We start from the raw sequence: 13,855 nt of genomic DNA on the forward strand, positions 1-13,855 counted from the left end.
GCTTCATTGCTTATAAGCTGACCAAGCGTCAACATCAAAACCCGGTGTGGCCCGCCATCGTTGCAGCGCTTTGGACTGCGAAGGGAAGACAAGTGGCGAGGCAAGATCCGCACGACGCCCGCCGATGAGTTTGCTCTGATTCATCCAATAGCCCTGACCGAGTGTGGTGAACTTGAGCGAAACAACCTCTTCATTATCAAGAGAACCCACAACAGGTATTTCTAGCGAATCGATTGGATTGATTGTAAAAATCCCGCTGGATCCCAGACAGCCGTTTCCGACAGAGTTGGCCACGACCGTGTAAGCCTGAGCTGTTTTAGCAGCTGCATACCAAAAAACCATCGTATTGGCAGCGTAAGGATGATCGAACAATCCGGCCGCATCTTGCAATCGCCCTCCATATTGACCAGACCAATTTACTGGTGCGGCAATAATATCTGCGCGACGCAAAGACAACATCCCTGAGGCTTCAGGGAACCGGAAATCATCATTCAATAAAATCCCAACCTTTCCGATCGAGGTTTCAAACACAGGCAGATCATCGCCCGCACTTAAAAACTCACTTTCAGCAGGATCGAGATGAGTTTGACGATACTGACCCAGTACTTTTCCATCAGGGGCGAGCAACACCGCAGTATGAAAATAGCGTGCTCCATCCTTTTCAATAAAACTCGCGACAAGATGGGTCTTTAAACGCACAGCAAAATCACTTGCGGCTTGCGTGGATCGACCAAGAGCTTTTTCAGATATTTGCTCAACATTGTTCTTTGAAACAGGGCCGCTAAACGAAAGCGAAGGCAAGACCACCAAATTGAACGCTGCCGATCCTCCCTGCATTTTTTGAATCAATGCATCGCACCGATTTAAATTCCCCTCGAAGTCATTTTCGTCGAGGCGATATTGCACGGCTGCGGCAAAGACTTCACAAGGATTTTTTGTGGCAGCCGTATCTGTCGGAGCTCTATAAAAAGCAAGCTCTTTGTACAACTCAGGACGGCGACGCTCAAGCGTCTGCTTTTGCGCGTTATCAAATCGAGCGGGATCGATCATTCCGTATATGATGGATGGCTTGTTTGTCATGGTTTTGTTGTAGTCGGTCGCGGACGCGTGCGCGATACGCTCTCCGTCAGCCTGCCAGATCGAGGCTGATCCACCATACGTAACGGTCACACCAGTGGTGGGATTAGTCTCGGCATTATTACGATCTGCAGCAATCATTGCCAGACCGCTCCAGGCGCTCTGGTGTTGAACAGCAGCAATCGTTGAATGCTTGCCAGCAGCCTGCTCTCCGAGTTGCGGCAACAACCGATCAGAGGAGCAAATGTAGGCGATCATGTCGCAACCTTTTAAGGCTGCCACACGCGCAGGTTCCCAATACGTATCGTCGTAACAAATAATCATCGTGATGCGCCCGAGCTCAGTCTCAAAGACTGGATAACCAGTATTGCCAGGCACAAACCACAAAACGTCAGAAGGATTTAATCCATTCTTACGATATTTACCTATGAATCCTTGGGGACCGATGAGCGCCCCAGTGTTGTAAGTCAAACCCGTATCTCGATCAATCTCAGCGATGCCGATCGCGATGTAACAGTTATATTTCTTGGTCACGCCTGCAAGAGAATCAGTTGTCTTGCCAGGAACAGTATCCATATAAGGCAAGAACTGCTCAAGATCACGATAGATGTAACCCGATACGGCTGCTTCAGGCATCACAATGAGTCGTGCGCCATTTTTTGCCGCCTCCTCTGCAATGGCAGTCGCAGCAATAATATTTTTATCAAGTTCCATGAATTCCGGATTGAACTCAATAGCAGCGACTTTAAAAGCTTCTTTCACAACTGACATATTTTTTTCCTAGCATTTGAGTTCAAGCAGACATGTCGGAGCCTTCTTTTGGCCACGTGGGTGATGGCCAATTTCGAAGCACACTGGTGACATATAGGACGGAAGCAGTCAGTGTTGCGCCCGCAGTCGCAACATAGAAATTTGTAGTGATGGTCAATCCATAGAAAACAAGGCTTCCGATAATGAGAGCCGTTGCATACCAGTGCGCCTGACTAAAGACGGCAGCCCTATGGCGTGTCAAGGTATCGATCGCCATGCCACCAACGGTCGCTGTTAACACGCCACACAAGATAATCGAGACAAACGGCACTTCATGGATGAGCGCCTTTTGGCACCCAATTGAAATGAGCAAACCAATCGCTACACCTTTTAAAACAAGGTAGGGAATTCGCTCCGAAATAAATTTATAAAAAAAGAATGCGCCAAAAACTGTCGCCAATAGAATCCAGGGGAAATAATAGGGACCCGTAATCGCGATCGGCTCCAAACCCAACAATAGGTCTCTGACAATCCCACCTGCCGCACCACCCAAAATCCCGGCAAACAGGGTCCCAGCGACAGGGACATTCCGACTGCGGGCAGTCGCAGCACCATAAATTGCCGTTGTTGCCATCGCAGTGACATCAACCCATAACGGCAACGTCGGCATTGTCTCAAGCATTTTTTATTCTCAAAATAAGGAATGGGATATTTATTAATTTTAACAAATTGGTCAAAATATTAAGGAAAATTAGGATTGATATGAAAACGATCAAAACTGAATCATATGTTGAAGTCGAAGATGGCTACAAGGTCTGGACGCAATCTATCGGCGGTGGCGCGCCGTATGAACGACCACCTTTGCTTGTGCTCCATGGCGGGCCAGGGATGGGTCACGACTATCTGGACAATCTTGAAGCACTTGCGAGCGACAGACAAAAAATCATCTTCTACGATCAACTCGGCTGCGGGCGTTCCGATGCGCCAGATGATCCCAACCGATGGAAATTCCCGCGCTTTATTGCCGAAATCGAATCAGTTCGAAAGTCGCTTGGACTCGACAAAGTCGTGATCTATGGCCAATCTTGGGGAGGCATGCTTGCGATTGAGTACTTCTTAACTCAACCAAAGGGTGTCATCGGCGGCATTCTCTCCAACGCATTATCGAGCGCTCCTGCGTTTAGCGATGAAATTCAACGTCTGGTAAGTGCGCTCACTTTAAAAAAATCTTCTACGCGTGAGCAAGCCGCTCAAGGCGAAGTCGATCAAGCCTCGCATGATCAAGAAATCTTGTTTAATTTTTATTCACAGCATGTGCTCCGGCTGCAGCCATTTCCAAAACATATTCTGGAAAAGATGGTAGCCACGAATCAAGTCTATGAAGTGATGTGGGGCAAAAATGAATTTACCGTGACTGGTAACTTAAAGGACTGGGATCGCAGTAAAGAGCTGTCAGCGATCAAACTCCCCATTCAGATTATTTCTGGTGAGTTTGATGAATCCACACCGAAAGTTAATGAAGTGCTCCACCGCGGACTTATTGATTCAACGTGGGTCATGATGCCCGGCTGCTCACATCTACCTAACTTTGAAAACCCTAACGAATATTTTGTGATCATTCAAAACTTTTTGGACCGGCTCAATCACTGAGTTCAATCACTGCTTACAGAGACTGCTGCTTGGCAGACCTTCTGGCGCACCCCAATCATTATTCGGCACGTTTGAAAATCTGCCAGTAAAGTCTTGACGCATGATGTTGAATGCACTTGGCTGTCCCGATGTATCGTAATCAATGACCCAAAAAAAATTGTAATTACTACCGCTCCAAGTGTGCGGAACACGATGCCGATAAGGCTCTGGCAACTGATCAATCTTCAGTAACTGACGCAACTCTATGAGGGCGTCTGATTCGCTTTTTTGTAATTTATGATTGGCGATATGTTTATGCTCCCAAGCCATGACAACTGTCTGGCCACGCCAACGAGAGTCTGTCATGACCTCAGCAGCGGCACGCTGCGTTTGTCTATTGAGCCAAACAGTAGTCTCAGCATCGCTCATTGACTTGAGCGGAACGACGGCATAGGTCGTGACTGGCAATCCCCATGAATCCGCAGAAGGCGCAATCAACTCCAGCGTGTGCAAAGTGATAGCAAAAAAAGCAGCAGGCGGAGCTGTTGGAAAGAGTGATTTCTCCGCGCCTTTACCGAGATACTGTGCCTTTAAAGCAAGCGAGCGATCTTGGCCGACATCGCACAAGGCATAGGCATTCTCCTTTTCACCGTGTCTCAGCACAACAATACGCGCAGGTGCACTGATAGCAGAGTGAGCGATCAAAAAAAGAAATAAAGCCGTGACGAATCGTTTCATGATCACCCCGTATGTGATTGATCTTTTGCTTTGGTCAGCCACAGCAGCAACACACCAAAAGCCGGTAAGAACAGATCCGAATAAAACATAATCCCAGCGTTGCCAGGGGCGAAATTATTGGCAACGATCATCTGATAGACATGGCCGCCAGCCGCGCCCAGCATAAACAAGCCAGGGCCGACTACGGCAGCCAGCCTGAGCCACCAGTTCTTTTTGAAAGCGATGAATCCCACGAATGCATAACCTAGACTTGCAAAACCAACTTCCAATTGAAAAGGGCTATCGGCCCAGCCAATAAATCTTGCTGACACTTCACCAAAAAAAGTATGCACAATAAAGTTGTAGAAATAGGTCACGCCAACTGAAAAAAGTACAAACCACTTGAACACTATTTCATAAATATTTTCTGCCGTGCGGTGTTCAGGTGAGGCTTTAAAGATCTGTATGACTGCAATCAACATCCCAATCACGAAAAATGTGAGCGTGAAATTAAATACCGCAAATTTAATGATGTCAGCCATATGTATCTCCAAAATGTATGAACATTGTCAAATACATCCATGACGCTTCAAATAATAAGTCATTCTCACCTTCCCTCGGAAACTAAAATTTGCTATGGTCAATATTTAGCTAGCTTATGAGAGCATCCTCGCTGGAGTGAAATGTTGAAAATTTACGTCGCAGGCTATCAGCACGAAACCAATACCTTTGCCCCTACCAAGGCAGACTGGGCAGCTTTTAATCGTGGCGAGTCATTTCCGGCTTTTATCAAGGGCCAGCCAATGCTTGATAGCTTGCGTGATGTCAATATTCCTATTGCAGGATTTATGGAGGCGGCGCGAACCGAAGGCTGGAAGCTGATTCCGGGCTCATGGTGCGGAGCGATTCCATCTGCGCATGTCACCCGCGACGCCTTCGAGCGAATCAGCGATTCGATCCTGAGCGATATTCACCAAGGAGGGTTTGATGCTGTTTACCTCGATTTGCATGGCGCCGCTGTAGCCGAGCACATTGATGATACAGAAGGCGAACTCATTGCGCGTATTCGCGCAGCAGTCGGTCCTCATGTCCCTATTGTTGCGAGTTTGGACCTGCATGCCAACGTTACGCACCGCATGCTTGCCGAGGCCGATGCGCTTGTTTCCTACCGCACCTATCCGCACGTGGATATGGCCAAAACAGGAGAGCTCGCTGCAACACTTCTAAAACGACGCGTGAAGCGGGGCTTAAAAGAACCTTTGTTCTTCCACCGACTGCCATTCTTGATCCCACTCAACGCTCAAAGCACTTGGCTCGAACCTGCAAAATCTCGCTATCAGGAAATCGTTGATCTTGATCGCGAGTTTGATACCTGTCTGAGTTTCTGCATGGCATTTCCGGCCTCGGATATCGCCGAGTGCGCACCCATGGTTTGGGGATACGGTGATCGAGCCGAAATGGCTGTACAACGTTTGTATGACAAAGTCAGCGAACCTACTCAATGGGCACTTGAAATGCTTTCCGCCCGGGATGCAGTCGAACGTGCCTGCTTACTCGCTGAAACAAGCGAAAAACCGGTTGTCATTGCCGACACTCAAGACAACCCGGGGGCTGGGGGCGATAGCAACACGACTGGCCTGTTAAGGGCTCTGCTTGAGAAAAATGCCGGTAAACGCCTTCCCGGCAAAGTTGCCTTGGGTTTGTTATTTGATTGCGATGCGGCGACTATGGCTCACGAAGCTGGATTAGGCGCCTCGATCACCACATCCATCGGAACGGCAGTGCCGACTTTCACTGGACAACTCAGCGATCCGCCTGTGCAGGGCACCTTTAAAGTCAAAGCGCTCTCTGATGGCAAGGTAACGCTCAAAGGCCCCATGATGACGGGTTCCACAATCGGACTCGGGCAGTGCGCCCTGCTTGAAATTGAAGGCGTATTGGTTGCCGTTGCCAGCGGCAAGAAACAGCTTCTTGATCGCGAACTGTTTAGGATGCTAGGCGTTCATCCTGAAACGATGAAGGTTTTGGTCGTGAAAAGTTCAAACCACTTCCGCGCGGATTTCACGCCTATCGCTTCGCATATATTGGTTGCCAAGGCTGCGGGACCGATGGCTGCAGATCCAGCCGATTTACCCTGGACCAAGCTGGCCAAAACGACTCGTACTCGGCCGTAGGTCCCCTCACTCATTCACGAATGGTTATTTTGGTTTGAACGCGGGACGGGGCTGATGCACAAAAAAATCTGCAATATCGATTGCTTCTTGTTCGGTGAGAGAGTTGTCTTGACCGACCGGCATTTTGGATTGAATGAAAGCAGCAGCTGCAAAGGTACGGGCCATGCCTGCGGCCACATTAAATGATTCATCTCCCCAGAGCGGGGGAAACACATAACTTCCTGTCGGCAGTTTCAGGCCTGCACCCTCGGCACCATGACAGCTGGCGCACTTTTGTGCATACAGCGCTTGGCCCTTTGAGCGATCTGGAGTCAGTTTCTGATTGATCTCCTGAAATCCGCGACCTTTGACGCTCTGACCAGTTGGAACACCAGTTGAAAGCCATTGCATATAAGCCAGCATGCTAATCATTTCGTCCGAGGTGTAAGACAACGGACGACCATTCATTGATCGCTCAAAACAATCATTAATTCTCTGAGACAGTGTCACCACCTTGCCGTCCCTCGAATTGTATTCAGGAAATACCCCCCACAGGCCGACAAACGGCGCAGTTTTAGGAACAGTACCCGCGCTAAGATGGCAACTCGAACAATTCAACCCATTCCCAACATTTTTGGGTAAGAGTGATTGAGTTTGATCAATGAGTTTCTTGCCTTGCTTGATTGCGACGCCAAGCTCCCCTGGAGGAATGCTCGACTCAGGCGGCACAATGAAATTTGCCAGATTAGTCTGCGCACTTGCGTAACTGATGGCGCCAAGCATGATTAAGCATCCAACGAGTCGAAACTTGATTGTCATAAAAATCTCCTTAAACAAATCGTTTACGACTAGTTGTGCAAAATCTCCGCTATACCTAAACAGCCTCAAGCCTTGAGTCTATGTTGCATCTGGGAAAAATTCAATCGATTTTATGGTCGTGAATTTTTAATGTAGTGATCAACGAAACAAACCACATAGTAAAAATGGTGACAAGTACCGTGTTTTGGTAAATATCCATCGTATTCCACTCTTTGCCTGTGGGGTCCGTCACGATGGTATCGACACCGATCATCGGCAAGACCATCATAGGTAAACTCAGAATGAAATATATACTGACTGCTTGATACCAGTGCGATCGACCAAATGGCGTTTGATGATCTCCCTCCGAGTTTGAGCGGCGCTTAAGATACATCGCAAAAACAAGGAAAAAACTAAAGGTACACAATAACCATCCCATGTAATTGATAAAGGGAACGCCAAAAATATGTCCCCCGTCATGCCAAAACCAACCCTTTCTAATCGTAGATGAAATACTGTCTACCTGCAGATCCCACATTGTCATGACAAACGACGCAACGAGCGGAACACTCCATAGTTGGTGGCCAGTCAGTTTTTTATCAAAGGCATTGAGTAAAACCAATGCAATCACCCAGGAGAAATACCCCACAACAAAATAAGTAGGCGCGATGATGAGCGGGATCAGAAAGAGTTTTGGACCGAGAGAGTCCGCATGGTTGTAATATCCGAACGGAAATCCAGTCAACACACTCATGTTTTCGTATGCGTTGCTGATCACAAAAACAATGACAAAGAAAATACCGAGAGTCTTCAGTCCGTAATGAGCTTGAGCATGCAAAACAGTGATTGCCACCAGAATCGTCATATTCAACATCATCGCGACGGTCGGGGAAAACAAACCTGTGAATGTTCTGAGAACAATAAAGCACAGATATGTAAAAACTAAAATCCAAGTCAGACGCGTTGAGATTTGCATATGTCAGCCATATTGATTGGGTTTTTAAAGTCGCTTCATAGACTTCAGATATTCGATGATATCCAATCGCTCTTGATGGGTCAGTAACCGACCGATGACACCAGCACCTGGTTTATCTGAAAACTCATGACCTTGATTACTGTTACCCGTGATCGATGTATCAAACAAAAAACCATTTTCAATTTTTGTGTGAATGAATCCTAGCTTCTCTGGATCATATTCATATGATCCTACCCAGAACTTCGAAGATCTTTCAGAAACGGGGCTCAAAAGTTCATACATATTCGGCACAGAACCATTGTGTAAATATGGTGGGCTGCTCCATACGCCATTAAGGGTTCGTGCGCGATACACCAACACACCTTGCATCACGTTTGATCGACCAAAACCGTCAGCGATACGACGTTCTTCAGGGGTGTAATTCAACAGGTCATAGGCTCGATTTTTAACCATTTCAGTGATGTACGACAAAGCGGTACTACCAGACACCCTTCCCTGTTCATTCGATATTTTCGAGATATCGAAAGTCTGCGTTGCAAATTTTTGAGCGTAAACAGGATCTGTCCCGATACGTTCAATGGGAATGTTCGTCACACTTAATTGAAATTTTTGGTTTAGGGGATTAGGGTTGGCCTTTGCGCCATGACAACTTGCACATTGTGATGCGAAGAGTTTTTCACCCCGCGCTGCCTTGATTGTGTCGTAGGGCCCAAAAATCTCACTTGGCCACTCAGGCGACAGAAGCTTTCTGAATCCGATGTCAGTACTTTCGAGGGCTTTAATGTCAACTGAACTATTCCATCTCGAAGGGACTGGATTTGGATTTCCCTTCGCATCAATGAAATTCGTGTAACCATTCGCACCCAGAACTTGCAACACGTTTTGCGCCATGGGCTGGCTAAACGAGGAGTTGTAGTGCATCCAGTCAAAGCGCCAGATATCCCATAGAAATGGAGTACTCACGGGAGCGGAACTTTCATGAAAATTCGAAGCAGTTTTGAGGCTCAATCCCATAAGAAGATTGCCAATCCCATTCAACGCATCAAGCCTGCCTGGACCATTGACGACGCTGCCTTTCGCCACCTCTGACAGCTCCTTAGATGCCCACTTTCTGGCATTCAGCACACTCAACACTTCATCGCGAAGTTCTTTGTCAGTCTGTTGACTGCCTCGGCGAACAGCTGTGCTGAATTTCTGCCATTTTTCAGGATTGTTATAAGTTTCGACAAGCGAAGCACTGTATTGTTGAAAAAAAATAGTCAAATCAACCAGACTGACTCCGCCATCTATCCTGACTCCCTTCTTACCGTATTTGATTTGAGTGGTGTGACAGGCTGCACAGGTAAAACCCACCATCCCCTTAGCGAAAAGCTCATCCTTGCCTACGGCGAATCCTATTGGTAACTCATATGGATTTTTATTGGTTTTTTTATCGTAAAGAAAACCAATACTTTGAAGAAACTTTTGATCGGTCAGCTTTTGATTTGTCCCGACTCTTTCTAGAGCCAGCAGCCAGTTAATTGGTGCAAAGGCTTGGCCTGCGGATATATAGTGCCAATGGTTCCTTTCTTGCTCTGTCCAGCCTTGATCGAGCCACTGATATTCCTGCGGTTGATCGAACGCTGTCAATGCAATGTCGGATGAGCAGCTTATGACTGGAAAAAATATGGCACTCACAGCCACTAATTGAAGGAAATTTCTAAACCAAAGAGAGGTCTTCATTGTTTGAATTTCGAAGTCCATTCCCAATCAAAATCAACTGCAGGTCTTGGAGAAGGTGGGAGTTGATCAAGTACTTTCAGATATTCGATCAAATCCATCCGTTCATTGTGTGTGAGTTTAGGACCGATAATGCCAGGCCCTTTTCCATCATTAAACTCATGGCCGCTATTCGAGTTCCCGACGAGTGAAGTATCGAGCAAGAAATAGTTGCCATTGGATTTTGTCGAGGTATAGCCAAGTTTGACAGGGTCATACTCATAGCTCCCCGTCCAGAATTGTTTGGAGCGCTCAGCGACAGGACTCAATAATTCATACATATTCGGCACAGAACCATTGTGCAGATAGGGTGGAGTTGCCCAAATCCCTTCCAACGTTCTAGCCTTGTAAGCCAGCGGTCCACGGATTTCATTGGCACGTCCAAAACCATTTAGTTTGTCACGTTCGTCTTTGCTAATACGTAACTTGTTGTAGGCATAGTTTTGAATCGAATCGATCCCAAACTTCAAGCCCTCCGAGCCTGATACAGGCGCTGAATTTCCACTCAATTTCGATAGATCGTATCTTCGGTCATGATAAGTTTTTGCGTGGGCGGGATCTGTCCCGATAATCGAAAGAGGTACAGTCACAACGGCTAATTCAGCTTTGAGATTGTGAGGGGGTCGAATAGGATGAGCGGCATGACAGCTTGAACAATGTTGTTCAAAAAGTTTTTTGCCATTATTTATTTTTCCCTGATCGATTCGTCCGAGCAGGTCCTCCGGCCAACGGGGAGCAGTGAGGGAACGTATTGCCTCCTCCATGTCAGCCGCAGCTAAAAAATCAACCGAAGTGATCCATCGATCCTCACCTTCAATAGGATTTCCTTTCGCATCAATAAAATTAGTTGTGCCGTTGTTGCCAAGAACCTGAAGAATGTTACGCGCCATGGGTTGACTAAACGAGGCGTTGTAATGCACCCAATTGAATTTCCAAATATTCCAAAGCGGAGGATGATTAGCCGGTGCATTCGTTTTGTGAAAATTGGAAGATTCAAGCAGTCGCTGCCCGAACACATAGTTTCCAATCCTGTTTAATGCATCGGCTCGACCAGGTCCGGGTTGTGTGGACGTTCCGGGCGCCTTGTTTGATGCTTCCGTACTCCAGGCCATATTACTCAGTACATGAGTGATTTGCTTATTTAAATCAGCATCGCTGATGCTTTCGATTTTTTGCACACGCGAGACAAAGCGATTCCATTTATCTTTATCTTTAAAGGTACTGTCGAGTGAAGCATAAAATTCACCCAAAAGACCGCTGATATCAAAGTTTGCTGATCCACCGTCCATCCTGATCGACTTGCCTTGATAAGAGATCTGACTGGTGTGACATGCAGAGCATGATAATCCTACGTGGCCCTGCACGGAGGAACCCTTTGGTGCGACAGCAAAACCAATTGGGAGATCGTAAGGATTATGTTTGTTCTTTTCCTCGAACAGAAAACCTAGACTCTTGAGGTATGTTCGGCCCATCAAAAGTGAATTTGAATCTTTTCTTTCAACGGATACAAGCCAACTCACCGGCGCAAGTGCTTGTCCCAGGGAACGATAGTGCCAGTACTCTCGTTCGTTTTTAGTCCAGCCCTGGTCCAGCCATTTTGTCTGTAGGCCGTCTTGCGCTGCATGCACAGGGGTCAGCAAGGCTAAATAAAGAAATAAAAATTTAATTTTTTTCATGATAGGTGTTCAAAATTGCGGATTTTGATCCTACGAAATCGTATCAATACTATCTGTTAAAGAGCCGGATAAATCTTACGAATTCTGACAACTGACATCATAAGAATTTGAGGCAACCAAACTCATTCACGAAAATGTCTGTAGACCCCTGCAAATCCTGCAACAACAATTCCTGTGCCGCATCAGAAAGTCTAAAAGTCTTGCCTCGATGGCATCTCAGATTAACTCTGACAACTCGATTAAATTTAGGTCCGGATCTCTAAGGTAAATTGAGCGAATCTTGCCGATCGCACCTGTACGTTGAACGGGGCCTTCTAAAATTTCCCAATTAGCATGATTGATTTTCTCGATCACCGAATCCAATGTGTCCGTGACGATAAAGCATAAGTCCAGCGCGCCGGGGACTGGCAAATGTGCCCTGGGTGAAAGCTCAGCACCCTGCACATGAAGATTGATCTTTTGATTACCAAACTTGAATGCCTTGCGTTGAATGGGTGGCGAGCCTGCAACAAAGTTTTCAAGATGCATGCCGAGCACACGCGTGTAAAAATCAATACAAGCTTTTTCCCGTGAGGTTGTTAAGACGAAGTGATCAAGTCTTTCAATCATCTCAAAACTCCATTTATCTTTAATTTATCTTTAAATCACTATAAATTTTTTTATTGTGTCATCGATCCAAATCCTCTACAAATTTGCAGGGATCAATGGATCACGACAAGTCACTTGCTGATAGCACATTGAATTTTAAGATCTCCAGCACTCTATCTTCATCATAGTTAATCAATACCAAGAAAGTTGATACTCGACAGCATCGGCTAGATTGTCGTTATTGGTCGGATTTAAAGAATTTCTCCTTCCTATAATTATCTAACTTTATCCATTTAATAGAGAATTGATACAAAATGAAAATCTTCTTGAGATCCTTCATCGCATCATATCTTCTCATTACTGTGATAGTTCCGCTTTCTGCTCACTCAGCAGAAAAGCTCGATCTACCAAGTGTGATTATTTTTAAAAATGTAGATGTTTTTGACGGTAAGTCTCCTCAGCTTGTAAAGAACGCTTACGTTTTAGTGAGGGAAAACCAAATCGAGTCCATTACCCATACTGAACCTGTCGTTTCTAATCAATCGCGCATAACGATTATTGATGGTTCCGGACGAGTGTTGATGCCCGGTCTGATTGACAACCATTATCACACTGCTTTTGCGTCGGGTAAGATGAGTTCGTTTTTTACGAGCGATCCATCGCTTGCATACTATCGTGCCGGACGAGAGGCGCAAGCAGTGTTGATGCGCGGTTTTACATCCATCAGGGATTTGGCTGGAGGAACCTATGGTTTAAAACAAGCAATCGATCAAGGTGTGGTGAATGGTCCGCGCATGTGGGTATCGGGAGCGGGCATTTCTCAGACAAGTGGGCATGCTGACTTTCGTAGTATCAATGAGATTCCTGCGGCTGAAAGTAACGCGCCCAACTTCATGGTTCGAAATAATCACGCCATCGTTGCGGACGGTGTCGCGGAAGTTCAAAAACGCGTTAGAGAGCAACTGATGCAAGGGGCGAGCCAAATTAAGATCATGGCCGGAGGTGGAGTGACGTCTCTGTATGATCCCATTGACGTCTCCCAGTACTCTTTGGCTGAAATGAAAGCTGCAGTCGAGGCAGCGGAAAATTGGAATACCTATGTGACTGTCCATGCTTACACACCCAGAGCTGTTCGTATGGCGATCGAGGCAGGTGTTAAAGCAATTGAACATGGGCATTTGCTTGATGAAGATACCGTTAAGCTGATGGCCGATAAAGGTATCTGGTGGAGTTTGCAACCTTTTTTGGATGATGAGGACGCCAATCATCAAACCGGAATGGCTTACATAAAAAAGCAAATGACTCAGAAAGGTACTGAGCAGGCTTACCGACTCGCAAAAAAATACAACGTCAAAACTGCGTTTGGTACCGATATTCTTTTTTCTCCTGAAGGCGGAGTCAAGCAAGGAAAGATTTTGACAAAGCTCACGAGATGGTATTCACCGGCAGAAATTCTGAAAATGGCGACGCACGATAATGCTGAGTTGTTGGCGCTATCAGGACCGAGAAGTCCTTATCAGGGAAAGCTTGGAGTCATCGAGCAAGGTGCTTTAGCGGACTTGATTCTAGTAAATGGCAATCCACTTGAAAATATCCAATTGATCGCTGATCCTGATAAAAACTTTAACGTGATAGTGAAAGATGGAAAAATTTATAAGAATACGCTTCAGGTAAACAAGAGAAATTGATGTTTCAACGCGCACGATTATCGCGTGACTAATGTTCGCCATCCT

Annotated in this window: 12 protein-coding genes; 3 read left to right on the forward strand and 9 right to left on the reverse strand. The window is 46.3% G+C overall.

Annotation, left to right across the window (positions count from 1 at the left end):
- Window positions 1-3: 3 nt before the first annotated feature.
- On the reverse strand, window positions 4-1,848 hold the full coding sequence (locus QWY27_RS05230) for a nitrilase-related carbon-nitrogen hydrolase (RefSeq protein WP_290195406.1): 1,845 nt from the start codon (window positions 1,846-1,848) through the stop codon (window positions 4-6).
- Between the two features lie 22 nt (window positions 1,849-1,870).
- Entirely contained in the window at window positions 1,871-2,509 is a 639-nt protein-coding gene (locus QWY27_RS05235; protein WP_290195408.1) for a trimeric intracellular cation channel family protein, read from the reverse strand.
- An 80-nt stretch (window positions 2,510-2,589) separates the two neighbouring features.
- On the opposite strand from QWY27_RS05235, the gene QWY27_RS05240 reads away from it, so the two are divergent.
- On the forward strand, window positions 2,590-3,477 hold the full coding sequence (locus tag QWY27_RS05240; protein ID WP_290195409.1) for a proline iminopeptidase-family hydrolase: 888 nt from the start codon (window positions 2,590-2,592) through the stop codon (window positions 3,475-3,477).
- A 6-nt stretch (window positions 3,478-3,483) separates the two neighbouring features.
- On the opposite strand, the gene QWY27_RS05245 is transcribed toward QWY27_RS05240, so the two are convergent.
- Complete coding sequence (locus tag QWY27_RS05245; protein WP_290195412.1) at window positions 3,484-4,194, reverse strand: hypothetical protein; 711 nt, start codon at window positions 4,192-4,194, stop codon at window positions 3,484-3,486.
- A gap of 2 nt (window positions 4,195-4,196) precedes the next feature.
- Window positions 4,197-4,715 carry a DUF6790 family protein gene (locus QWY27_RS05250; RefSeq protein WP_290195414.1) on the reverse strand — a complete coding sequence of 173 codons (519 nt, stop codon included), beginning with the start codon at window positions 4,713-4,715 and terminating at the stop codon, window positions 4,197-4,199.
- A 141-nt stretch (window positions 4,716-4,856) separates the two neighbouring features.
- Here QWY27_RS05250 and QWY27_RS05255 point away from each other — a divergent pair, with 141 nt between their 5' ends.
- The gene (locus tag QWY27_RS05255) at window positions 4,857-6,347 is read left to right on the forward strand and encodes a M81 family metallopeptidase (protein WP_290195416.1); all 1,491 of its coding nucleotides are present in this window, start codon (window positions 4,857-4,859) and stop codon (window positions 6,345-6,347) included.
- A 24-nt stretch (window positions 6,348-6,371) separates the two neighbouring features.
- On the opposite strand, the gene QWY27_RS05260 is transcribed toward QWY27_RS05255, so the two are convergent.
- The 5 genes from QWY27_RS05260 to QWY27_RS05280 all read right to left on the reverse strand — a co-directional run bounded on the left by QWY27_RS05260 (window position 6,372) and on the right by QWY27_RS05280 (window position 12,143).
- Window positions 6,372-7,145 carry a c-type cytochrome gene (locus tag QWY27_RS05260; protein WP_290195417.1) on the reverse strand — a complete coding sequence of 258 codons (774 nt, stop codon included), beginning with the start codon at window positions 7,143-7,145 and terminating at the stop codon, window positions 6,372-6,374.
- A gap of 100 nt (window positions 7,146-7,245) precedes the next feature.
- A complete protein-coding gene (locus QWY27_RS05265; RefSeq protein WP_290195419.1) occupies window positions 7,246-8,100 on the reverse strand; it encodes a carotenoid biosynthesis protein in 855 nt (284 codons plus the stop codon).
- Between the two features lie 24 nt (window positions 8,101-8,124).
- Window positions 8,125-9,843: a di-heme-cytochrome C peroxidase gene (locus tag QWY27_RS05270; protein WP_290195421.1), complete on the reverse strand. Its 1,719-nt coding sequence runs from the start codon at window positions 9,841-9,843 to the stop codon at window positions 8,125-8,127.
- On the reverse strand, window positions 9,819-11,534 hold the full coding sequence (locus QWY27_RS05275; RefSeq protein ID WP_290195422.1) for a di-heme-cytochrome C peroxidase: 1,716 nt from the start codon (window positions 11,532-11,534) through the stop codon (window positions 9,819-9,821). The genes QWY27_RS05270 and QWY27_RS05275 overlap by 25 nt, the downstream gene beginning before the upstream one ends.
- A 216-nt stretch (window positions 11,535-11,750) precedes the next feature.
- Window positions 11,751-12,143, reverse strand: coding sequence for a VOC family protein (locus tag QWY27_RS05280; RefSeq protein WP_290195424.1), 393 nt, complete (start codon window positions 12,141-12,143; stop codon window positions 11,751-11,753).
- Between the two features lie 293 nt (window positions 12,144-12,436).
- On the opposite strand from QWY27_RS05280, the gene QWY27_RS05285 reads away from it, so the two are divergent.
- Window positions 12,437-13,810 (forward strand): metal-dependent hydrolase family protein, encoded by a 1,374-nt coding sequence (locus tag QWY27_RS05285; protein ID WP_290195426.1) that lies wholly within the window; start codon window positions 12,437-12,439, stop codon window positions 13,808-13,810.
- Window positions 13,811-13,855: the final 45 nt, after the last annotated feature.

The organism is Zwartia vadi, from assembly GCF_030410375.1.
Lineage (GTDB): Bacteria > Pseudomonadota > Gammaproteobacteria > Burkholderiales > Burkholderiaceae_B > Zwartia > Zwartia vadi.

What these genes read in the sequence shown, in the direction of transcription:
- QWY27_RS05270 (WP_290195421.1), bottom strand. Translation starts at nt 9,843, where the DNA reads ATGGACTTCGAAATTCAAACAATGAAGACCTCTCTTTGGTTTAGAAAT.
- QWY27_RS05250 (WP_290195414.1), bottom strand. Translation starts at nt 4,715, where the DNA reads ATGGCTGACATCATTAAATTTGCGGTATTTAATTTCACGCTCACATTT.
- QWY27_RS05280 (WP_290195424.1), bottom strand. Translation starts at nt 12,143, where the DNA reads ATGATTGAAAGACTTGATCACTTCGTCTTAACAACCTCACGGGAAAAA.
- QWY27_RS05230 (WP_290195406.1), bottom strand. Translation starts at nt 1,848, where the DNA reads ATGTCAGTTGTGAAAGAAGCTTTTAAAGTCGCTGCTATTGAGTTCAAT.
- QWY27_RS05265 (WP_290195419.1), bottom strand. Translation starts at nt 8,100, where the DNA reads ATGCAAATCTCAACGCGTCTGACTTGGATTTTAGTTTTTACATATCTG.
- QWY27_RS05235 (WP_290195408.1), bottom strand. Translation starts at nt 2,509, where the DNA reads ATGCTTGAGACAATGCCGACGTTGCCGTTATGGGTTGATGTCACTGCG.
- QWY27_RS05260 (WP_290195417.1), bottom strand. Translation starts at nt 7,145, where the DNA reads ATGACAATCAAGTTTCGACTCGTTGGATGCTTAATCATGCTTGGCGCC.
- QWY27_RS05240 (WP_290195409.1), top strand. Translation starts at nt 2,590, where the DNA reads ATGAAAACGATCAAAACTGAATCATATGTTGAAGTCGAAGATGGCTAC.
- QWY27_RS05255 (WP_290195416.1), top strand. Translation starts at nt 4,857, where the DNA reads ATGTTGAAAATTTACGTCGCAGGCTATCAGCACGAAACCAATACCTTT.
- QWY27_RS05275 (WP_290195422.1), bottom strand. Translation starts at nt 11,534, where the DNA reads ATGAAAAAAATTAAATTTTTATTTCTTTATTTAGCCTTGCTGACCCCT.
- QWY27_RS05245 (WP_290195412.1), bottom strand. Translation starts at nt 4,194, where the DNA reads ATGAAACGATTCGTCACGGCTTTATTTCTTTTTTTGATCGCTCACTCT.
- QWY27_RS05285 (WP_290195426.1), top strand. Translation starts at nt 12,437, where the DNA reads ATGAAAATCTTCTTGAGATCCTTCATCGCATCATATCTTCTCATTACT.